Origin of the sequence: Sediminibacillus massiliensis, from assembly GCF_900156915.1 — a bacterium.
Classification (GTDB): Bacteria; Bacillota; Bacilli; order Bacillales; family Amphibacillaceae; genus Sediminibacillus_A; species Sediminibacillus_A massiliensis.
Window position 1 is genome coordinate 4113571 of the sequence record NZ_LT732535.1, and the last position, 21950, is coordinate 4135520.

At 41.7% G+C, this 21950-nt stretch carries 22 protein-coding genes; 12 read left to right on the forward strand and 10 right to left on the reverse strand.

Annotation, left to right across the window (positions count from 1 at the left end; genetic code table 11):
• Nucleotides 1-709: 709 nt before the first annotated feature.
• The gene (locus CZ434_RS20960) at nt 710-1876 is read left to right on the forward strand and encodes an acyl-CoA dehydrogenase family protein (RefSeq protein ID WP_077624899.1); all 1167 of its coding nucleotides are present in this window, start codon (nt 710-712) and stop codon (nt 1874-1876) included.
• Nucleotides 1877-1921: 45 nt separating this feature from the next.
• Here CZ434_RS20960 and crcB (CZ434_RS20965) read toward each other — a convergent pair whose 3' ends face one another.
• On the reverse strand, nt 1922-2287 hold the full coding sequence (crcB, locus tag CZ434_RS20965; RefSeq protein WP_077624900.1) for a fluoride efflux transporter CrcB: 366 nt from the start codon (nt 2285-2287) through the stop codon (nt 1922-1924).
• Entirely contained in the window at nt 2284-2673 is a 390-nt protein-coding gene (gene crcB, locus CZ434_RS20970; protein ID WP_342745734.1) for a fluoride efflux transporter CrcB, read from the reverse strand. The genes crcB (CZ434_RS20965) and crcB (CZ434_RS20970) overlap by 4 nt, the downstream gene beginning before the upstream one ends.
• A gap of 132 nt (nt 2674-2805) precedes the next feature.
• On the opposite strand from crcB (CZ434_RS20970), the gene CZ434_RS20975 reads away from it, so the two are divergent.
• Complete coding sequence (locus CZ434_RS20975) at nt 2806-3726, forward strand: M14 family metallopeptidase (protein WP_077624902.1); 921 nt, start codon at nt 2806-2808, stop codon at nt 3724-3726.
• A gap of 185 nt (nt 3727-3911) precedes the next feature.
• On the forward strand, nt 3912-4874 hold the full coding sequence (locus CZ434_RS20980; RefSeq protein WP_077624903.1) for a D-2-hydroxyacid dehydrogenase: 963 nt from the start codon (nt 3912-3914) through the stop codon (nt 4872-4874).
• Between the two features lie 38 nt (nt 4875-4912).
• On the opposite strand, the gene CZ434_RS20985 is transcribed toward CZ434_RS20980, so the two are convergent.
• Nucleotides 4913-5404, reverse strand: a complete 492-nt coding sequence (locus CZ434_RS20985) for a YndM family protein (RefSeq protein ID WP_179107337.1) — start codon at nt 5402-5404, stop codon at nt 4913-4915.
• Between the two features lie 312 nt (nt 5405-5716).
• Here CZ434_RS20985 and CZ434_RS20990 point away from each other — a divergent pair, with 312 nt between their 5' ends.
• From CZ434_RS20990 to CZ434_RS21005, 3 genes are all read left to right on the forward strand, one after another.
• On the forward strand, nt 5717-7189 hold the full coding sequence (locus CZ434_RS20990; RefSeq protein ID WP_077624905.1) for a SulP family inorganic anion transporter: 1473 nt from the start codon (nt 5717-5719) through the stop codon (nt 7187-7189).
• A 1418-nt stretch (nt 7190-8607) separates the two neighbouring features.
• Entirely contained in the window at nt 8608-9156 is a 549-nt protein-coding gene (locus tag CZ434_RS20995; protein ID WP_095742923.1) for a TRAP transporter small permease, read from the forward strand.
• Between the two features lie 510 nt (nt 9157-9666).
• Nucleotides 9667-10086 carry a universal stress protein gene (locus CZ434_RS21005; RefSeq protein ID WP_077624907.1) on the forward strand — a complete coding sequence of 140 codons (420 nt, stop codon included), beginning with the start codon at nt 9667-9669 and terminating at the stop codon, nt 10084-10086.
• 136 nt (nt 10087-10222) lie between these two features.
• On the opposite strand, the gene CZ434_RS21010 is transcribed toward CZ434_RS21005, so the two are convergent.
• Nucleotides 10223-10672 carry a GtrA family protein gene (locus tag CZ434_RS21010; protein ID WP_077624908.1) on the reverse strand — a complete coding sequence of 150 codons (450 nt, stop codon included), beginning with the start codon at nt 10670-10672 and terminating at the stop codon, nt 10223-10225.
• Between the two features lie 138 nt (nt 10673-10810).
• Here CZ434_RS21010 and CZ434_RS21015 point away from each other — a divergent pair, with 138 nt between their 5' ends.
• Together CZ434_RS21015 and CZ434_RS21020 are read left to right on the forward strand one after the other, a co-directional pair.
• Nucleotides 10811-11611, forward strand: a complete 801-nt coding sequence (locus tag CZ434_RS21015; RefSeq protein ID WP_077624909.1) for a VLRF1 family aeRF1-type release factor — start codon at nt 10811-10813, stop codon at nt 11609-11611.
• A 134-nt stretch (nt 11612-11745) separates the two neighbouring features.
• Nucleotides 11746-12015: a glutaredoxin family protein gene (locus CZ434_RS21020; RefSeq protein ID WP_179107338.1), complete on the forward strand. Its 270-nt coding sequence runs from the start codon at nt 11746-11748 to the stop codon at nt 12013-12015.
• A 41-nt stretch (nt 12016-12056) separates the two neighbouring features.
• Here the strand turns inward: CZ434_RS21020 and CZ434_RS21025 are convergent, their stop codons facing one another.
• Genes CZ434_RS21025 through CZ434_RS21040 form a run of 4 tightly spaced genes read right to left on the reverse strand, consistent with a single transcriptional unit; the run spans nt 12057 to nt 15056 of the window.
• Nucleotides 12057-12470 carry a Fur family transcriptional regulator gene (locus CZ434_RS21025; RefSeq protein ID WP_077624911.1) on the reverse strand — a complete coding sequence of 138 codons (414 nt, stop codon included), beginning with the start codon at nt 12468-12470 and terminating at the stop codon, nt 12057-12059.
• Entirely contained in the window at nt 12467-13321 is an 855-nt protein-coding gene (locus tag CZ434_RS21030) for a metal ABC transporter permease (protein ID WP_077624912.1), read from the reverse strand. The genes CZ434_RS21025 and CZ434_RS21030 overlap by 4 nt, the downstream gene beginning before the upstream one ends.
• 12 nt (nt 13322-13333) lie before the next feature.
• Nucleotides 13334-14089 carry a metal ABC transporter ATP-binding protein gene (locus CZ434_RS21035; RefSeq protein WP_095742948.1) on the reverse strand — a complete coding sequence of 252 codons (756 nt, stop codon included), beginning with the start codon at nt 14087-14089 and terminating at the stop codon, nt 13334-13336.
• A gap of 22 nt (nt 14090-14111) precedes the next feature.
• The gene (locus CZ434_RS21040) at nt 14112-15056 is read right to left on the reverse strand and encodes a metal ABC transporter solute-binding protein, Zn/Mn family (protein WP_077624913.1); all 945 of its coding nucleotides are present in this window, start codon (nt 15054-15056) and stop codon (nt 14112-14114) included.
• A gap of 1021 nt (nt 15057-16077) precedes the next feature.
• On the opposite strand from CZ434_RS21040, the gene copZ reads away from it, so the two are divergent.
• Nucleotides 16078-16284, forward strand: a complete 207-nt coding sequence (gene copZ / locus CZ434_RS21045) for a copper chaperone CopZ (RefSeq protein WP_077624914.1) — start codon at nt 16078-16080, stop codon at nt 16282-16284.
• 39 nt (nt 16285-16323) lie between these two features.
• Here copZ and CZ434_RS21050 read toward each other — a convergent pair whose 3' ends face one another.
• The gene (locus CZ434_RS21050) at nt 16324-16659 is read right to left on the reverse strand and encodes a spore coat protein (RefSeq protein ID WP_077624915.1); all 336 of its coding nucleotides are present in this window, start codon (nt 16657-16659) and stop codon (nt 16324-16326) included.
• 16 nt (nt 16660-16675) lie between these two features.
• Nucleotides 16676-16930 (reverse strand): hypothetical protein, encoded by a 255-nt coding sequence (locus CZ434_RS21055; protein WP_077624916.1) that lies wholly within the window; start codon nt 16928-16930, stop codon nt 16676-16678.
• 263 nt (nt 16931-17193) lie between these two features.
• Here CZ434_RS21055 and CZ434_RS21060 point away from each other — a divergent pair, with 263 nt between their 5' ends.
• The 3 genes from CZ434_RS21060 (at nt 17194) to CZ434_RS21070 (ending at nt 21926) form a co-directional block, all read left to right on the forward strand.
• Entirely contained in the window at nt 17194-18111 is a 918-nt protein-coding gene (locus tag CZ434_RS21060; RefSeq protein WP_077624917.1) for a proline dehydrogenase family protein, read from the forward strand.
• 204 nt (nt 18112-18315) lie between these two features.
• Entirely contained in the window at nt 18316-20715 is a 2400-nt protein-coding gene (locus CZ434_RS21065) for a 3-hydroxyacyl-CoA dehydrogenase/enoyl-CoA hydratase family protein (RefSeq protein ID WP_077624918.1), read from the forward strand.
• 35 nt (nt 20716-20750) lie between these two features.
• Nucleotides 20751-21926, forward strand: a complete 1176-nt coding sequence (locus CZ434_RS21070) for an acetyl-CoA C-acetyltransferase (protein WP_077624919.1) — start codon at nt 20751-20753, stop codon at nt 21924-21926.
• Nucleotides 21927-21950: the final 24 nt, after the last annotated feature.

Below are 21950 nucleotides of genomic sequence, written 5' to 3' on the forward strand. Positions count from 1 at the left end.
AAAAACACTCCCTTTCCGGGGGCAGCACCTCAGCCTCCTTGAAAATACAAAGCCATTTTCTGCGTGCGATGATTAGCTGTCGAAGCCTTACTTGGGCCTGCGATTACTCGGCCCACCGAAAACCATTGTCCTCGTGAGCAAAATGCACTCACTGCGGGGTCTTCGGAAGCTGCTCTTCCCCCAGGACTTTGAAAAGACATCCATGCATTTACACCGCACGCAGAAAATCGAACTTTATTTTCAAGGAGTGTCGCATTTTTCCTTCGCTTTGGATAGATTTCTGGTCAAGTGAGAAGAGGTCCTAATATATGTCTAACATGGGTTCTTCCCACCAAAGTTCAAAGAACTTCGATCAGCGAAGTGTTCTGCCGCAGAGGTTGATTAGCACCCGACTTATTCAGGATGGAAGGAAGTCATGCTAAAGAATGTTAGTTCGCAGTTTGTGGATATTATGTACCAGAAATTAAAATTCGTACGAAGCAATCAGCCTAATGAATATTAAGAACACCTATGTAGGATTCAGCTTATTTTTTAGAGCATCTTTTTATACTATAGCAATCTGATAAACTGGTAAAGGTTTAAAAATGAGGAAGAGCTGTTCAGCGCGTTAAAATTGAGATATCGACTCCTCATTTGTACAATAGATACAGGAAGATGACGAAAAATGTATTACATAATCCCTAGTATGAACTGAATTGGAGTGAAAACCATGTCAGATCTATTAAAACCATTCATTAATAATGACCGCCAGCGAAGATTGCTTGAAAAAGCACAAAAATTAGCAGATCGATTTGCTGGCAGAACAAAAGAAACAGAACAAACGGCGTCTTTCTCGGAGGCCAATTTGTCCGATTTGAAGAAGGAAGATTATGTTACTTTGCCGTTACCCCGAAAGTTCGGCGGGGAAGAGCTTTCTCTTTATGAGTTTTTACTATTACAGGAAAAGCTGGCAGAAGGGGATGGTTCTGCGGCTCTATCAATCGGCTGGCATATGGGTATTGTGATGGAATTGAGCGAACAAGAACTATGGGAGCAGGAGACATTCGAAGCTTTTGCTAAAGATATCGGAGAAAACAAAAAGGTTGTCAACAGGGCCGCCTCAGAACCTGCTACAGGAAGTCCGACCCGGGGAGGTATTCCAGAAACGACCGCTGTCAGGGAAGGGAATGAATATATTCTAAACGGCCGCAAGACTTTTACGACGATGGCCTCTGTCCTTGACTATTACATTGTTACAGCCTATGTGCAGGATAAGGATGCAGTCGGTTCTTTTTTGATTGATTGTAACACCCCGGGCATCCGGGTGGATCATACTTGGGACACGCTTGGTATGCGGGGAACCGGAAGCGATGATTTGGTATTGGAGAATGTTAGGTTGTCTGAGGATCTCTTAGTAGAACTAAATAAGGGAAAGAAGTCAGGGCCAAAAGGATGGCTGCTCCATATCCCGGCCTGCTACTTAGGCATAGCGTCAGCTGCCAGACGGGACGCTGTTTCATTTGCGAAGAGTTACCAGCCGAACAGCCTGGATACACCTATATCAGAAGTACCACATATCAAACAAAAAATTGGAGATATGGATTTGAAGTTAATGCAGGCCCATCATTTCCTTTATTCCGTGGCATCCAAGTGGGATGAGAAACCTTCCAGCCGTGATCATCTTGCTCTTGAACTTGCAGCGGTAAAAACTGCTGCCACCAATGCTGCCAACGAAGTCGTCGATTTGGCGATGCGGATTGCCGGAGGACGCGGTTTATCCAAAAAGTATCGATTCGAGCAATATTACCGTGATGTCCGTGCTGGACTTCATAATCCGCCTATGGATGATATGGTCATTCAAATGCTAGCCGGAAGGGCGATAAAAGAAATAGAATAACCAAACAAGCGCCCGGAATTAATTCGGGCGCTGTGTTTTACAAACTTATAACTTGGTTCCAAACCACCAACCAAGAAAAGCTAACAAGATTCCTCCCCCATAACTTAGCAGGTTATATAAAATAAACTCTTTTTTTCTTTTCCCAAGGTGAAGCTGAATGCCTTCAAGTTTGAAAGTGGAAAATGTAGTAAACGAGCCCATGAAACCTGTCCCGACCAATAAAGCTGAGTATCCATCAAAACCTGCACCGGTAACAATACCTAAAAGAAATGAGCCGGCCAAATTAACAATCAAAGTGGCAACGGGCAATTGGGAAGATCGGTACCGGTTGACTAGCCTACTTACTGCAAAACGGGATATCGCGCCTGCAAACCCACCAATACCTACAAATAAAAACGATAAAAAGTTCATCTGGCATTCATCCTTTCACCAACCAGAAAACCTGCTTTACTCAACACCAATCCTCCCAGAAGGCTGGCAAGGATATATAAAACGGCCAGAGCCATTCTTTCTTGTTGCCATAACATCACTGTTTCCACACTTAAAGTAGAAAAAGTAGTGAAAGAACCGACAAAGCCAGTGCCAATCGCGGTCTTTATCTGGGCAGACAACCGAGTGATTTTTTTGAACAAACCAACAGTCAGCCATGCCAGCACAAAACTACCTAGAAGATTGACAGTAAGAGTGGAAAAGGGGAATACAGTGTCTTGGCCGGCCATGAGTACTCCCACTAAATATCTTAAAATTGCACCAAGAGAACCGGCGACCCCCACCAGAATATAGACCAATTCACACACCTCCAAATTTGCAGTAAACGCCATGTTGTCTATTTTGGTATCTTACCACTTTTAATAGTCCGGTGAAATAAAAACACAATCACCCAATGATTCATAGATTATAGTAATGACCATGAACAAGGAGAGAGTGTCATGACAACAATCGTTAATCCAAAACAGCTGTACACTTTCGAACAAATGGAATTGGACATAGATACTTTAAAGGCGGTTTATCCGGACATGGTTACTTCACATATAATCGGCAGATCTGTGGAGGGTAGAGCAATCCATGCTGTCAAGATCGGTAAGGGAAAGAAGGAAATATTTCTCAATGGAGCGCACCATGCGAGAGAATGGCTGACGACGGCCTTATTGATGAAAATGCTTGAAACTTATTGTGAACATTTTTCCGCTCGTCAACCTTTTGAGGGATATAATGTACAACGAATTCTTACTGATACCTCGATCTGGCTTGTACCGATGGTCAACCCTGATGGTGTTACGTTGGTACAGAAAGGGCCGAATGCAGTGGTCCATACAGAAGAGGTTTTGAAGATGAATAATGGAAATATGGATTTCTCTTCATGGAAAGCAAACATTCGCGGCATTGACTTGAACCGCCAATATCCGGCCGATTGGGATAATATCCAGGATGATGTCGGAAGCCCAAGCCCTCAGTGTTACAAAGGCCCGGCACCACTAAGTGAGCCGGAGACAAAGGCAGTATATCAATTTACAAACGAACACGATTTCATTATTGCCGCAGCTTATCATTCCTCGGGGGAGGAACTTTATTGGAAATATAAAGCAAGTGGAAAGCTACTGGTTTATGCAAAATTTTTAGCGGAGAAACTTCGCGAAAAAACTGGTTATAAATTGGTGGATCCTGGCGACAATCCAAGCGGTGGTGGTTATACTGATTGGTTTCTGGATCATTTCCAAAGACCGGCATTTACTCCGGAAATATCTCCTTATGTAGGACCAAGACCTGTTCCGTTGGAAAATTTCGATAGGATTTGGGAAGAAAACTGTACAGTGGGCCTGTTATTGGCTCAGGAAGCGACAAATTGTTAATTAAGTAAATTTCCTATTATATGCCGAATAGAGTCCTGGAAGTTATATGATCGGGACTCTTTTAGGTATGGAAAAAACATAATAACTGACTACTAAAAAAAGTGAGCGTTTTAATGCGATTAAATTTGGCAAGAGACCATTTACTGGTATGATAAAAGAGAAGATTTCAAAAAAGAGGTGTGGTAATGAAGAGAAAACTCGTCATTGGACAAGAACTTAGTGAGGAATTATATCGAGAAGTCGCTGACCTACTTCCGGATGAATGGGAAATCTTTTCCGGAAAAGACTCGGACAATTGGAAGGACCAATTACAAGAGGCGGAAATTATTGCGGGTTGGAATAAGAATATGGAACCATTTTGTTTAACCGGTGAATCGAAATTGAAATGGATTCAAAGCTGGAGTGCAGGGGTCGACAACTTTCCATTGGAAAGGCTTGCAGAAAAAGATATTCTGCTTACGAGTGCAAATGGTGTCCATGCCTATCCGATTTCCGAAACGATTTTTGGCTTGATGTTGGCATTAACGAGAAAGATTCATTCATATGTCCGCAACCAAATCGATAAGAAATGGCATCATGCCCATATGAATTTGGAACTTCACGAAAAGACTGTCGGTATTCTCGGTATGGGAGCAATCGGAAAAGAAACGGCCAAAATTTCGAAGGCTTTTGGCATGAAAGTTATCGGTGTAAGAAACTCGGATAAACCAGATGAGTATGCAGATGAAATTGTAAAAATTGAAAAACTCGCAGACATTCTTCCTGAATGTGATTATATCGTTGTCACTTTACCGCTTACGAAGGATACGAAAGCATTGTTTGGTCGGGAGCAATTCCAAGCTATGAAGGATACCAGCTTTTTCATTAACATTGGGCGCGGAGAAATCGTTGATGAGCAGGCTATGATTAAGGCCCTTCAGGAAAATCAGATTGCCGGAGCCGGTTTGGATGTATTTGAACAGGAACCACTGCCGGAATCAAGCCCACTATGGGAAATGGAAAATGTCATTATTACTCCTCATACTGCCGGTTCCAATCAATTCTACGATCAGCGGCTTATCGAAGATATTTTTGTACCGAATTTGAAAAAATATCTTGAACAAAGCAACCCTGACATTAATTTAGTGGATTACAAAAAAGGTTATTGAACTTATACAGACATACCTGGATACTTCAAAGGCAGGAGTTATTCTCCTGCCTTGTCACTTTCTTCGTTCTTTCTTACTTCGTCAGACAATTTGATAATTCCCTGCTCTTCATCTTCTTCCGCAAATTCTGTCTGCAGCTGCTGTGTGGTCATCCGGTTTTTTTCTTCCTTGTTGTCCTGCTGCTCATCCAACACATGTCTTTGCATGTACATGTGGAAAAGCGATTCTATAGCGGTGATAAACAACGCGGAAAATAAAGCTGCACTTAAAAAGGCGAAGTCTCCCTCGATTAGCATTGCGCTTAGAAACCATACAGCAACAAATGACAGCCCGAAATCCGCTATGGTTGCTGTCAAGTTTCCAAAACGGGGCAGAATGAATAAATCCCCCACCACATAGGCAACTCCTGTTACAAGTAAGCTTATCATGAAGATTTCGCCTAAGGTAGCTGTATAAAAGATACCCAAGATGGAATAAAGAACAACGGCAACGGCTACAAATTTAATCGCCAGAGCTTTTATATGATCCATACTTTTTCTCCTTTCTTGCCCTCGTTTCATCAAGGGCTTATTTACATTTATTGTTTTACAAGATGAGAAAATTATTAAGGAACATAAAGGTAAATAATCACTTCTAAAAAGACATCGTAAGACTCGAAATGAGAAAGATAAAGAAAAAAGACGTAAATTGAAGGGAATAAAAGAAAATCAGGAATGACGTACGCTTACATTGGATTTTGATTTCGCGGGCATATGTGTTACTATACAGCTTGTTTACAACGGTCCGGCTTTCATGAGAGTTGAAAGCCATAAAAAATAAAATAATTAGGAAGAGGTGTAGATTTGAACTTATCTACAATAAAAGAAGATTGGTTTGGCAATGTCAGAGGAGATATTTTGGCAGGTTTGGTCGTCGCACTTGCTTTGATTCCTGAAGCTATTGCTTTTTCTATAATTGCAGGGGTTGATCCGATGGTCGGATTGTACGCCTCATTTTGTATTGCGGTTGTAATTGCTTTTGTCGGAGGCAGACCTGGAATGATTTCTGCTGCTACCGGTGCAATGGCACTTGTAATGGTAACACTTGTTGCTGATCATGGGTTGCAATACTTGCTAGCTGCAACGATTTTAACTGGTATTATACAAATAGTCATGGGTGTTTTCAAGCTGGCGAGATTCATGAAATTTGTACCACGTTCTGTCATGATCGGGTTCGTCAATGCTTTGGCTATCTTGATTTTCACTTCCCAATTACAGCACTTTGTCGGTGAGTCATGGCAAATGTATGCGATGGTTGCGGGTGCTTTAGCAATTATCTATATTTTACCTCGTTTTACAAAAGTGGTCCCTGCACCATTGGTAGCTATCGTAGTAATAACTATTGTGGCGATTTATACAGGAAGCGGAGTCAGGACTGTTGGCGATATGGGTGAATTGACCCAGGCATTGCCGGTGTTCTTACTGCCGGAAATTCCATTGAATTTTGAAACATTGATGATCATTTTCCCTTATTCACTTGCTTTGGCTGTAGTCGGTTTGCTTGAGTCGTTATTAACTGCTCAAATTGTCGATGATATGACAGATACGGAAAGCAACAAGAATAAGGAAGCTAAAGGCCAGGGGATTGCAAATATTGTTGCAGGCTTCTTTGGCGGGATGGCTGGTTGTGCAATGATTGGACAATCTGTTATCAATGTGAAGTCAGGTGGTAGAGGAAGACTATCAACGTTGACTGCAGGTGTATTCTTGATGGTATTAATCCTGGTCTTCAATGATTTGCTGGTTCAGATTCCGATGGCCGCATTGGTCGGTGTCATGATCATGGTTTCCATCGGAACGTTTGATTGGACCTCCCTTAAAACAATTCATTTAATGCCAAAAACTGATGCAATCGTCATGGTAGTCACTGTAGGTACTGTTGTGTACACTCATGATTTATCCAAGGGTGTTTTGGCAGGTGTAATTTTAAGTGCCATTTTCTTTGCTGCAAAGATTTCCAAAGTCCATGTAACAAGTATGATGGTGGAAGGAAGCAAGAAGAAAATTTTCAGAGTGCAAGGACAATTGTTCTTCGCTTCTGTGACCGATTTTGTTTCAAGCTTTGATTTTAAAGAAGAACTTGATGCTGTTGAGCTTGATCTTAGCGGAGCCCACTTGTGGGATGACTCGGCAGTAGGTGCCATAGACAAAATTGTCCTGAAATATCAGGATAATGGAGTGGATGTAAAAGTAATTGGTCTTAACAAAGAAAGTTCCACATTGGTTGAAAAACGTGCAGTGTACGACAAACCGGGAGCAAAAATCGCTAATCACTAATAAAAAGCTGGATTTATCATAAAATGATGAATCCAGCTTTTTTACTGTCTTCCCAATATACATGTTTATTACGTAAAAACCATATATTGCGATATAACTTCAGTGAGACTTCCTTTCATCCTTTTCGGACTTAGCTAAGCCGACGCTGCGGAAAAATACTCCCTTTCCGGGGGCAGCACCTCAGCCTCCTCTTGAGCAAAAAAGCGCCCACTGCGGGTTCTTCGGAAGCTGCTCTTCCCCCAGGACTTTGAAAAGACATCCATGCATTTACACCGCACGCAGAAAATCGAACTTTATTTTCAAGGAGTGTCGCATTTTTCCTCCGCTTTGGATAGTTAACTGATCAAGTGATAAGTAATCCTAAGTTATGTGTAAATGCGGTATTTCCAACCAAAAATGAGAAAGCCCCTTACAGCCAAGGCAGCGAAGACTCCTCGAAAAATACAAACCATTTTTCTTCGTGCGAAGCGATGCTATCGTAGCCTTCCTTATCCCGCGGGAACAGCAAAGATCTTAGATGGCACGAGTAATCGCAGTCCCAAAAGGTTTTCGATGGGGCGAGTAACCGTAGCCGTGCCCGTGGAAAGCGAAGTGTTCAGCCTCCGCTGTTTGTAAGTTTCTGCATTTTGGGTAGAAAAATCTCTATAACTTCTCAACTGTTATTTCCTCTTACTATTACAGAATGCCGATACAAGCTGCGGTAAAATGCGAGACTCCTACGGGAAAGGAACAGTCTGAAGACCCCGCAGTTGGCGCTTTTTTGCCAGCGAGGACAAGTAAGGCTTCGACAGCGAAACATCGCACGCAGAAAATCGATTTGTATTTTCAAGGAGGCTGAAGCGTTCCCCGTGGAAAGCGAGTATTTTACCGCAGCGCCGGGTTGGCACTTAACCTGTAAAGGATTACAGAAAGTCTCTCTAAGGTGAATGGTCACTATGTCGCAGTTTCCCTCAACTGTATAAATTCCTATAAATCATTTAAAGCAGTCCGGAATGTGTCTGATCGAAAGAATAAAAGAGAGGTTTAGGCGGCGAGGGGAGTGGGTATTTATTACTAACCACTCTTTTTCCAAAAACGGCAGGTGGAGCATACGGCAACTATTTGGAGTATATAGCTTTATATTTAAAGGAGAGCAGCACATAGTCAACTCAGGCATATATTTATCGGATAATTATGAAAAATAAGTGAAAATACAATTTGAGACCCTTGAAACATTTCTGTAACATGAAAGGTATCTGGAAGTAGAAACCCAATAATTCCTTGGTTTTTCCAGATGCATATAGGAAAAAAGTTGAGTGTAAAAGCAACAGTCAGCTCGGAAATAGGAAAGTAGATATACATAACGAAAGCAGACTTAGGAAAAGTCTTACCGTAAACATTAAAAAAACTCTCCTAAAAATAGAGGAGGAAGACAAGCGTTGAAATTCTTTAGAGCAATTGACAAATTTATATTAAAGTTGGAAGAAATTATCCTTAGCTATGCTGTGCTCCTGATTGCAGTCATGGTTGTCGGCAATGTACTAAGCCGGGCTATCACCGGTTCCAGCTGGTCGTTCTCCAATGAGATCAGTAAATTTGCCATCGTTTTAGCTACCTTTATGGGAATCTCCTATGCGGCCCGGAAAGGACGGCATATCAGTATGTCGGCTTTCTATGATTTGGCTCCTTTTAAAGTACGTAAAGCACTGGCGATATTTATACCTGCCGTGACAGCCATTATCCTTTTCGTACTTACCTATTATTCTTCCTTACATGTTATATCAATCTATGAAAGCGGAAGGGTAACTACCGCTCTTCAATTGCCGTCCTACTACATCTCCATATTCATACCGATCGGGCTCTTTATGGGCGGTATCCAGTATCTTCGAAATGTGTGGATTAACATTCGGGAAAAAGAGGTTTACTTAGGTACAGATCTTAAAGACTATAACGATGATTCTAGTGTGACAGATCAGACACATGTTTAATATTTACTAAAATACGCAGAAGAAAGGAACTGAAAATGCTAGCCACATTGATGACGGTTATGATCGTCTTATTGTTATTGAATTTTCCAATGATGATTCCGCTGATCGCGGCGCCATTGGTCATCCTGTTTATATATTTTCCAATGATGGATCCTATGCTGATGATGCGCCAGCTGGAAACAGGGATTGAAGNACCAGCGAGGACAAGTAAGGCTTCGACAGCGAAACATCGCACGCAGAAAATCGATTTGTATTTTCAAGGAGGCTGAAGCGTTCCCCGTGGAAAGCGAGTATTTTACCGTAGCGCCGGGTTAGCACTTAACCCGTAAAGGATTACAGAAAGTTTCTCTAAGGTGTATTTTCACTATGTCGCAATTTCTCTCAACTGTTTAGCTAAAAAAGCAATTTATCTGAGAATTGTAATTCTCCTTAAAAATGCAGAACTATATTTTATTTAGCTTTATTCTTTTTGTTATAATGAACAGAAGAATACGAGCTGGAGGATAATGTATGTTTACTAAAATATTGCTAGCTTCCGATGGTTCTGAGCACTCAATCAGAGCCGCTGAAAAAGCGCTTTCGTTAGCGGGCGCAAATCCTAATGCCATTATCGACATTGTATATGTAGTGGATGGATCTAAGTCTAAATCTGATGTCCTTCATAATTGGAATTCGGTAGACATCGATAAAAAACGTAAAGAAAAGCTTTTGTTTACAGAACAAAAGATCAAGCATGCAAACGTGCGATATAATACAAAAATCCTGCATGGTGAACCAGGGCCAAGCATCGTGAAATATGCGAACGAGAATCATTTTGATGTATGTGTGATTGGAAGCAGAGGCCTTAATTCATTACAAGAAATGGTGCTTGGAAGTGTCAGCCATAAGGTCGCAAAACGGGTGGAATGCCCGGTTATGATAGTTAAATAGTGGATATAAGCTTTTGTGCTTTTTCCCGCTCCTAGTCTGAAGGATGCCAGTGAGGGCTCTTTCAGACTTTTTTTCTATTCATGAAGGAAGGCAGGATTGACTGCAAGCTGAGAGGGAGGTATGAGCACTTCCCGTCTCAGCCCTCGCTGTGCTTTTTTGTACGCTTAAAAACAATAAATTTCAGTAAGAAAAAGCTAGTGGAAAAAGAGAGAAACATGGCAACACCCTTGGAAATATTGTGAAGGATGAAATTAGGTAATGGAACAATATCAATATAAAGCAATAATTCATAAAGACCAATAAAAACGGCATTATTGACAATCAATGCTGCAACAGCCTGAAGGAGGAACAGTCCAATTTCTTTGAAGTCCAAATTGGCATGCTGTCGGAATGTATATTTTGTATTCCAAAAGTATGAATTAATAATCGCAAGCACGTAGGAAATTGTATTATACATAAGCAAAGTCATCGGCTTGTCCGTTGGCCATATTAACAAGAACAAATTTAAGGAACCGATGTCTACTCCTGCATTAAGCAGGCCGATAAAACTGAATTGCATGATTTGCATTTTTACTTTTTTGATCATTTATTATCGTCTCTTTCCATGAAGTTAGGTTTTTAGTTTATCATTTTCCGCGTTCTTATAACACTTTTACGTTTTAATTAATTCTTATGAGGTTACATTTCTTATATAGAGTTATTACCTTTCAAAGGAGGATATTCCATGATAGACAGACAGCTGAAAGAGTTGGACAATATCGAATTGGAAAAACCGAATCGTGTGTTTTCCATGTATTTGAATACCGATCCATCTGACCCGGAACAGCAAGGCGGAGAATGGAAAATACACCTGAAAAACGGATTGAAAAACTTTGAAAGCTATCTGCAAGAGAGTAAAGATAAAGAGGAATTTGACAACTTCTTAAAAGTTAAAGATAAAGTGGAAAACTTCGTGAGAGATAATGAACAGGCTTTAAGGAAGGGAATCGTTCTGTTTGCTTCAGCAGACAATTCCGTCTGGTTTGCGGAAAGGATTCAAATGAGGGTTGAAAACCAATTTTTTTGGGAAGCCTCCCCTCAAACAGACCAACTTAAAGAGTTGGAAACGCAATTCCCGAAATTAGGTATCATCCTGGTGCAACAGAATCAAGTGAAGGTAATCGAAGCAGAAATGGGAGAAATATTAGAAACCAAGCATTATGAACTTGACCTGGATACCGAAGACTGGAAAGAAATCACCACACCTCAAAAAACACCTGTTTCGATGGGAAAAGGCGGTAAAAATCTTGGTCAGGACAATTTCAGTGCCCGTCTGAATGAGAATCAGAAAAGATGGTATAAGAGTATTGCACCTAAACTGGACAAATTGGCAAAGGGTAACTCCTGGAACAGGATTTATCTGGTAGGGGAAAAAGAAGAAGCTAAAGATATGGAAGAATATATGAACAAAGACATTTATAAAGTAGAAGGCAAAAACATGCTTGAGCACGAAGAATCCAAAGTCATAGAGAAGATTGTTGCATAATACTTCAAAGCCATCATTTTCGATGATGGCCTTTTTTTTATGTTTTAACCCCTGTTTGGATTGGGAATTGACCAACTAACAAAATCGCTATACTGATTTTGCCTTCTAATCCTATTAAAAAAGGAGAGGTGGAAGTGAAACAAGTCGTTACGATCTTTACGAAGCCTGACTGTCCGGAAAGCCAAGCGCTGAAAGATTTTCTTGCAAGGGATGAGGTGCCGTATTTGGAAGTCGATATAACCGAAAATGGCGAGAAGAAAAGACAACTTGTAAGTGCCACAGGAAAGAATATCATCCCGGCAGTTACAATTGAGCAAGAGAAACTTATCGGGAAAAAGAAGCAGCAAATTTTTCACGGGTTTACAACGAACAAAAAGCAAATAGACAATACATTAAAACATTAAAGAAAAAAGGAGGAGAAAGCTTTCAAAGCTCTCTCCTCCTTTTAGGACGACTGGCATTGCGGGCATCTTCCATAGATTTCAAACTTATGGCCCTCAATGGCGAAGTTTTTCAGTTCCGACTCCAATTTATCCATCGGGCATGTTTCAATTTCTTTCGTATCCCCGCATTCATTACAAATAAAATGGTGATGATGGTGGCCGACACAGCTGATTCGGAAATGTTTCTCCCCGTTTAATTCGGTTGATTCCAGGATGCCTAAATCATGAAACAAATGCAAGTTTCGATAAATGGTATCAAAGCTTATATTGCCATATGCCGGTTCCATGAATTTAAGAAGATCCTTGGCTGTGCGATAACCGTTTTCCATAGCAAAAAAAGAAATGATATCCTTTCGTTTACCAGTATATTTATACCCTTTTTTCTTCAATAAATCTAAAGCTTCTTCTTTATTCATTGTTTCACCCTCTTTAACGAAATTTCCATATTAAAGCGCTTGGCTAGCATGGATAGAAGCAAGATCGCGATTGATGTCATAACGATGGTGCCTCCCGGGGGAATTTCAAAATAGTATCCGGATACCAGTCCGGTGATAACTGCTATCTCACCGAACAGCACCGATAATATGATCGTTTGTTTGAATCCTTTAGCAAGGCGGATCGCTGCAGCCACCGGCAGTGTCATCAAAGCCGATACAAGCAGGACTCCGACAATCCGGATAGAAGCTGCAATAACCAAAGCGGTCAATAAAATAAACAAGAAATGAATTCTTTTGGCATGAATTCCGGATACGACTGCATGCTCTTCATCAAAAGAAAGCATGAACAATTCTTTATAAAACAGAATAAGAACCGTCAGGACAATGATCGTTATTCCGATAATGGTCCATAAATCCTGTCGGCTTACTGCTGAAACGGATCCGAATAAATAATTGAACAGATCGGTATTAAAGCCATTGGCTAGCGAAATGAAAATGACACTAAGACCGACACCGCCAGATAAAATAATCGGTATTGCCAGTTCCTGATATGCCTTGTAGACTCGTCTTAATTGCTCGACGAACACCGAAGCAATTACCGAGAACCCCATTCCTGTATAGAACGGAGTAATGACTCCCATTGCGAATTTTTTTTCCAGTAACAGTCCGAATGCAATTCCTGCCAATGTGACATGGGACAGGGCATCTGCTATAAGTGATAATCTGCGGACTACTATGAAAGATCCGAGCAGCGGTGCGATCAATCCAATGAGAAGGCCGGTATAAAAAGTGTTTTGTAGAAATTCATATTGAAAAAAATTTGCAAGCATTGTCTGGCCTCCTTAATGGTTGTGGGAAACGACATTCAGTTTATGACCGTAAAAACTGGAAAGGTCACCTTCCGAAAGTGTAGTGAATTCTTCGGCATTTCCGTGAAAATGCAATGTCCGGTTCAAGCATACAATATCTGTGGCATGATGTGTCATCGTACCTGTGTCATGGGTCACCAACAAAAGGGTGATATCTTTTTGATCATTAAGTTTGTGAAGCAATTCGTAAAATTTTTGGACGTGCTCCGCATCAACGCCGACTGTCGGTTCATCCAAAATCAATAACTTGGGATCGCTAACCAGGGCCCTTGCAATAAATATCCTTTGCTGCTGTCCACCCGACAAATCTCCGATATTTTCATGCAAATAATCCCTCATACCGACTTGTTCAACGGCTTGCTCTATTTTTTGTCTATGCTGTTTATTGAAAAATTTTAGATAACCGACTTTGGCAGTCAAGCCCATGGATACAACTTCGTGCACGGTAGCGGGAAACCCTCTATTGAAAGTATTGGCCTTCTGGGACACAAATCCGATTTTATTCCAGTTTTTAAATTTGTTAATAGGTGTTCCGAATAATTCGATTGCACCGTTCTGGGGTTTCAACAATCCAAGCAGTAGCTTGAGCAGAGTAGTCTTGCCGCCGCCATTAGGGCCTACCAGTCCCATAAAAGCCCCTTCCGGAATTTCGAAATCGATATCTTCCAATGCTTTTTTGTTATCATAAGTGAATTGGACATTCTTCATTCTAACTACTGGCTTTGTCAATAGATTTCCTCCTTTACATGGGTCAGTGGGTTGCTTTATCCAGCACCTCGATATTTTCTTCCATTAGCGATAAATAGTCATGGCCTTCTTCTATGTTGGTTTCCGTCAACACTGCCAAGTTATGAATCGTTAAAGGAGTTGCATTGAGCTCCTTTTGAATTTCCTTGGAAACATTGTTGGATACATTTTGTTCAAAAATGATATATTCCATATTCAGTTCTCTGGCCTGATCGATTATCCTGATCAAGTCCTGCTGAGAAGGTTCGCTGCTGTTGCTGATTCCGTTTATGGCAATTTGCTCTATACCATAGCGTTGCTCCCAATATCCATATGCGGCATGGGAGACAAGTATCTCTTTGTGTTGCTTCGATGCCACTTTTGTTTTAAACTCCTTATCGAGTGCCTGCAAATCATCTTTTAACTCGGAAAGGTTGGTTTCTATTGATTGTTCGAGTTCAGGAGCAAGGTTGGTCAATTCCCCGCTGATTATTTCAGCCATTGTAAGCATTCGCATAGGGTCAAGCCAAATATGTGGATCATGATCCGAATGAGAATGGTTGGCATGAGAATGATCATGGCCAGATTTATTGTCTGTTGACTGGTCAAACAATTCTTCGTGACCGGCCAATTCGATCAATTGAACATTTTCAGATTTTAGTGCATCTGCTGTGGTGGATGCAAATGTTTCCAGCTCCTCGCCAAGGTAAATGAACGTATCGCTGTTCGCGATTTCGGTTATTTCTTTTGACGTTGGTTCATAAGAATGGGCATCACTGCCGGGCGGATATATTGTTTGAGCATTTATGGCGTTTCCGCCGAGTCTTTCCACTATATATTGAATTGGATATATGGTTGTTTTAATTGTATAATTGCTGTCATCATCATTAGGCTGTCCGGCATTTTCGCTGCATCCGGCTAAAAAGAAAAGGACACCGAAGAGCAAAAATCCATATAAAATTCCTTTCATGTAATTTCCTCTTTTCTGCAAAAATCAATTACAATCTTATCGTAATCGTTTTGATTTGTAAATAATAATGATTACGTTTTAAATCTTTTCTGTTTTCAGAAAATACTGGGTCATGCTTAATCAATATAAACTGCGAACTAACTTTAGTGTTACTTCCTATCATCCTTTTCGGACTTAGTGCTAAGCTGCCGCTGCGGAAAAATACTCGCTTTCCGCGGGGAACGCTTCAGCCTCCTCGTTGGCAAAAAGCGCCAACTGCGGGGTCTTCAGACTGTTCCTTTCCCACAGGAGTCTCGCATTTTTCCTCCGCTTAGTAGTTATTCTGATCAGGTGAGAGTGTCCTCAAATATTTCTAACAAGGTTCTTCCTACGGAGTGAGAGGCAGAACATGGTATTCTTGGGGGAACAGCACTCCCTGCTTTCGGGACACCATGGACTTTGAAAAGACATCCATGCATTTACACCAAACTCATATAGATTTTCTGTTCAATTGAGAAGTGGTCTAAAATATGTCTAACATGGCATATTTCCAGACAAGATTCAGAAAACTCTTACCAGCGTAGACAGAACACGAAGACTCCTGCAGGAACAGCAAAAGGTCTTCGATGGGGCGAGTAATCGCAGTCCCACGCGTCCGAAGACCCCGCAAAAAGCGTACTTTGCTGATGAGGAGGCTGAGGCCGTGCCCGCGGAAAGCGAAGTGTTATGCCGTAGCGAGTCAAGCACTCATCTAAAATCAGAACAAAAGAAAGCTCACTAGATAGAATTTTCACTATGTCGCAATTTGCCTCTACTGTACAGCTGATGTTCTTTTACCCTTTGCTTTTTTGCCGCCATAAAGGTTGATTCTACTTTGTGAGGATGTGGGAAGTCAGCCATGCTATGAAAAAATATTTATCATAAGCCACTTTGGGCATTAGCTTACGGTCATGCGGGTATACCAATAGCAACTGGGTTTTCATCCCATGAATGCAGGGTGTTATAAATACTACTCAAGATTTAAATAGAGAGGTGACTAAGCGTGGAAATTACGTTACATGTAAAAGGTATGACATGTGGACATTGTGAAAAAGCGGTCAAGGGCGCGTTGGAAGACTTGGAAGGTGTAAAAGGGGTAGAAGTACACTTGAATTCTGGGCGAGTGGATGTTGCCTATGATGACGCCCAAGTTACAAAAGAAAACATGACGGAAGCAATCGAAGATCAAGGATATGACGTCGTAGCGTGATAAAAGCCCTGCTGTGCCAAACAGCAGGGCTTTGCTAGTCTAATGCGGTGGAAGCTGGTTTGTATAACCCGAAAATTGCTGGTAAGACTGTTGTACTTTTTGCAAATCAGCTGATTCCAAAGAATACCAGCCTTTTTGAAACATGAGGTTATATAAGTTGCGCTGGCAATCTTGCGTTTCTTTGAATATAGCTGCCAAATCTTGATAAAAAGCCTGGTTGCTCGCTTCATTCAGAGCAACACTATACGAGGCGGTCATGTATTTTTCCGTTGACAACACATCATTCACAAAATCCCTTTCGTTCATTTGAGGTGTTTTGGGGACTTGTGTTTCTGGATTCTGTACTTTTTGGTTTTGTTGTTTTTGGGAATCCATTATTTTCTCCTTTCCATCAATTTAATGTATTTGGTTGTTTGTTCAAATGCTGCAATATTTGGCTGTAATGTCTTTCGTGCATTTGACAGGCTTGCTCCAAGGCATTTTTAATATCGGGAGAACTGCATTGTTCAGCGAAGAAGTGCGCTTTTTTGCAAGCGTTCAAGTTCCAGGAAAGAATATCTGTTAAATAAAGCAAATCTTTTGTACTGACCATATTGGGCGGCTGCTGCATCGGCTGTGAACTAGTTGTTTGATTTTGCATTTGCATGCATTCTTCCTCCTTTATAACAATTTAGGATTACGTTGCCCAACTGCTAAACAGATATGCCGCCCATATCTGTTTGTGAAAAGTTGAAAAATTGAAAAAATACCGTATGTTCAGTAGGAAAATATATCTCAAAATAATTTAAAATGATAGAATTGACTCATCGAAATAATAGTGTAGAAGTCAACCATTTTTACCCAGTGGAAAACACAGGACAAGTTGTCCAAGGAAATGTACTAATTAATCATTACTTAGGAGGACTGACAATGGAACAAATTCTGCGCAACTTTTTTTTATTTCTATCCAAAAACAAACTTTTCACAAAATTGGCAAAAAAATATGGTCTTCGTTTTGGTGCCGGAAGATTTGTAGCAGGTGAGACTGTAGAAAATGCAGCAGAAGTGATAAGTCAGCTCAATCAAAAAGGCATGCTTGTTACAGTGGATCACCTTGGTGAATTCATTGACAGTGAAGAGGAAGCACGCAATGCCGCTGAAGAGTGTATAGAAATGATCGAAAAAATAGCCCGGGATAAACTTGATGCCCAGTTATCCTTGAAAATGACATCGATGGGTCTGGATATTTCGGAAGAACTCGTAATGGAGAACATGAGAAGGATTTTGGATGCCGGGGAGGAACACGGCGTGTTTGTGACCATCGATATGGAAGATTATCAAAGATGCGGAAAGACCATCAATATATTCAAGCAATTGAAAAAGGATTATGAAAATATAGGTACAGTCCTTCAATCCTATCTCTATCGGACCGTAGAGGACATCGAGGATCTCAACCAATTCAAACCCAATCTCCGGCTTGTTAAAGGGGCATATAAGGAATCTCCTAAAGTAGCATTTCCAGATAAGAAAGACGTGGACAACAATTACAAAAAAATCATTAAGATGCACATGTTGAATGGTAACTATACTGCTGTGGCGACTCATGATGACGCTATGATCGAATATACGAAGCAAATAGAAAAAGAATACAATATACCCCGTTCCCAATTTGAATTCCAGATGCTTTTCGGAATCCGGACCGAACGTCAGGAAGAGCTTGTTGAAGAAGGGTACAAAATGAGAGTGTATGTTCCTTATGGGAATGACTGGTATGGATATTTTATGAGACGGCTTGCTGAGCGCCCGGCAAATGTTGCGTTCGTACTTAAAGGTGTAATCGGGAAGTAAGCGTTATCAAACACAAGTCTCATGGAATGCTGATTCTCATCTATGAGGCTTGTATTTAATCATCAGGAAACATGCTAAAAAGGATTGCGAAATGTCTGAAAATACTTTATAGTTGAATTAGATGCAGATAGGGAACTATCTTCCTTTTTTTAACCGTTTAATGAATGAGTATTCATTCAAATAAGAAGTGGGGGGAAATAATTGATGGAACATAGAATCAAGCGGGCTGTAGTACTAGGCTCCGGTGTTATGGGATCCGGGATTGCTGCCCATTTGGCGAACGTTGGTATCCCGACTTTGATGCTTGATATTGTACCTCGGGCACTGACAGAAGAAGAGCAGCAAGCTGGCCGGACTTTGGAGGATAAAGAAGTAAGGAATAAGCTTTCGGCTGCTGGCAAGCAATCATTGTTGAAGCAAAAACCATCACCACTGACTACAAAAAAGAATTTGGATCTGATCGAAGTAGGCAATATGGAAGATGATATGCATAGGGTGGGTGAAGCAGATTGGATCATAGAGGTTGTAATCGAAAATCTCGATGTGAAAAAGAAAGTTTTCGAGCAGATAGATCAACACCGAAAACAAGGGGCTATCGTTAGTTCCAATACTTCCGGAATATCAATTGAAAAAATGGCCGAGGACTGTTCACCAGATTTTAAAAAACACTTTTTGGGAACGCATTTTTTCAACCCGCCACGTTATTTGAAGCTGTTGGAAGTGATTCCTACAAAATGGACGAATCAAACAGTAGTCGACTTTATCAAAAAATTTGGGGAGGACGTACTGGGTAAGGGGGTCGTTGAGGCAAAAGATACCCCAAACTTCATCGCCAACCGAATCGGTACTTATGGCCTGTTGGTGACTGTACGGGAAATGCTTAAATGTGGTTTGAGTATAGGAGAAGTGGACTCGGTTACAGGACCGCTGATCGGCCGCCCGAAAAGCGCAACTTTCCGTACATTAGATGTTGTCGGGCTTGATACGTTTGTTCATGTGGCTGAAAATGTACACAACCAGGTTGAAGGCAAGGAAAAAGAAGTATTTGCTGTCCCGGACTTTATGAATCAAATGTTGAAAAAGGGATGGCTGGGTGCAAAACGCCAACAAGGATTCTATTTAAAAAAGAAAGAGGAAGGCGGTAGTGCAATCTATGAACTGAACCCTTCTACTTTGGAATATGAAAAACGGAAAAAACTGAAGACGAAAGCAACCGAATTAGCGAAACAAGAGAAGGGCGTCAGCAATAAAATGAAAGCGCTTTTAAAAAGCGGAGGAGATCCTGCTGCTGATTTTCTGTGGGGAATCACAAAACCTGTCTTGCTCTATTCAGCAGAATTGCTTGGAGAGATAGCGGATGATATATCTGCTGTAGACAAGGCAATGAAGTGGGGGTTCGGCTGGGAGTTGGGCCCTTTTGAAATCTGGGATGCAATAGGGATAGAGGAATCTGTACAAAGGATGAAGAGAGACGGGGAAAAAATCCCTGACTGGGTTGCCGGGATGCTGGAAAAAGGAGTTCAGTCCTTCTATAAACATGACAATGGCAACGTCTCTTTTTATCATGATGGAGATTATGCAGAACAATCATTCAATCCTAAAGAAATCCACTTAAAGAGGTTAAAGGATACCAAAGGAGTTATTAAGAAGAATGCTGGGGCCAGTCTGCTCGATTTAGGAGACGGTGTCTTGGGACTTGAATTCCATTCCAAGAGCAACGCCATCGGTCTTGATATTATCCAGATGATCAACCATGCAGTGGAGGAAGCGGAACGAGGCTATCATGGCTTGGTAATCGGCAACCAGGGCAAAAATTTTTGCGTTGGCGCGAATCTTGGAATGATGCTTATGGAAGCACAAGATCATAACTTTTTCGAGATAGATTTAGTTGTAAGGCATTTTCAAAACGCCATGATGAAAATCAAGTACTCCGAAAAACCGGTTGTTGCGGCTCCGTTCGGGATGACGCTCGGCGGCGGGGCTGAGGTATGCCTTCCGTCCAGTTCGATCCAAGCGGCACAGGAAACATATATGGGGTTAGTAGAATTCGGGGTTGGTTTAATTCCAGGTGGAGGCGGAAGCAAAGAATTATATCTTAAACAGATCCGTGATCTTCCTGAGGGAATAGAATTCGACTTGCAGAAAGTAGCGACGAAAGTTTTTGAGCGGATTGCTATGGCGAAAGTATCCACCTCTGCTGCGGAAGGAATGGAGAACGGATATCTTAATCACCGTGATGCAATTAGTGTCAACCAGGATCATTTGCTATACGACGCTAAGCAGAAAGTTCTAGCTTTGAGCCAAAGTGGTTACACGGCACCAAAGCGGACTGGGGTTCCGGTAGTCGGAGAACCCGGTTTGGCAGCAATGATGCTTGGTGCGAAAACGTTGAGGTACGGGGGCTATGCTTCAGATCATGATGTCAAAATTGCTGAAAAGCTGGCATTCGTCCTGTCCGGAGGTCCTGTGAAAGAAGGGGCTATCGTTGACGAACAATATTTACTCGATTTAGAACGCGAGGCCTTTCTCAGTTTGATTGGGGAGAGGAAAACCCAAGAACGGATGCAGCATATGCTGCTGAAAGGCAAGCCGCTCCGCAATTAACATAATGAACTAAATTTGCAAAAGGGGGAAAAAACGTGAAGGAAGCCGTAATTGTGGCTGGTGCAAGAACACCTGTCGGGAAAGCCAATAAGGGATCTCTTGCAGCATTGCGACCAGATGATTTAGCATCGCTTACAATCAAGGAAACGTTGAAACGCGCTGATAACTATGATGGAAACATAGACGATGTCATTATTGGGTGCGCCATGCCCGAAGCAGAACAGGGAATGAATATGGCTCGTAATATAGCGGGACTTGCAGGTCTGCCGTTAGAGGTTCCTGGTGTTACCATTAACCGTTACTGTTCCTCAGGCCTTCAAAGTATTGCTTATGCAGCAGAGCGAATCATGATAGGACACAGTAATACTATTCTTGCAGGCGGCGCAGAGTCTATGAGTCTGATTCCGATGGGAGGACATGTCATCAAGCCCAATCTCGAGTTAGTACGGAATGCACCCGGTTACTATATGTCCATGGGACACACCGCCGAGGAAGTAGCCAGAAGGTTCGAAGTATCAAGGGAAGATCAGGATGCATTTGCGGTCCGAAGTCATGAAAAAGCAGCCAAAGCCTTGGCGGATAATAAGTTCGGTGATGAAATCGTTCCTGTTCCTGTCACTCAGCGGTCGGTAGGTTCCGATAATAAACTGGAGGAAAAAACATTTCTATTCAGCCAGGATGAAGGGGTCAGACCAGGAACGACAAGGGAAGTGCTTGCCAAACTAAAACCCGCCTTTGCATTGAATGGTTCCGTTACGGCAGGGAACTCTTCCCAAATGAGTGACGGGGCAGCAGCCGTTCTCGTAATGGATAAAGAGAAAGCGGAGTCAGACGGATTAACTCCTATAGTCAAGTTCCGGTCCTTTGCACTTGCCGGAGTGGAGCCGGAAATCATGGGAGTCGGCCCTGTCAAAGCCATTCCGAAAGCATTGCAGTTAGCGGGCTTGGAGTTGTCAGATATAGGTTTGTTTGAATTGAATGAAGCCTTTGCATCTCAAGCTATCCGTGTTATCCGTGCTCTAGATTTGGATGAAGAAAAAGTGAATGTGAACGGAGGGGCTATTGCGCTGGGTCACCCGCTTGGATGTACGGGAACTAAGCTGACACTAAGTCTAATCCACGAAATGAAGAGAAGACAGGAACAATTTGGAGTCGTCACGATGTGTATTGGCGGCGGTATGGGAGCTGCCGGGGTTTTTGAACTAATATAATGATGGATGAAGGAGAGGGCTAAA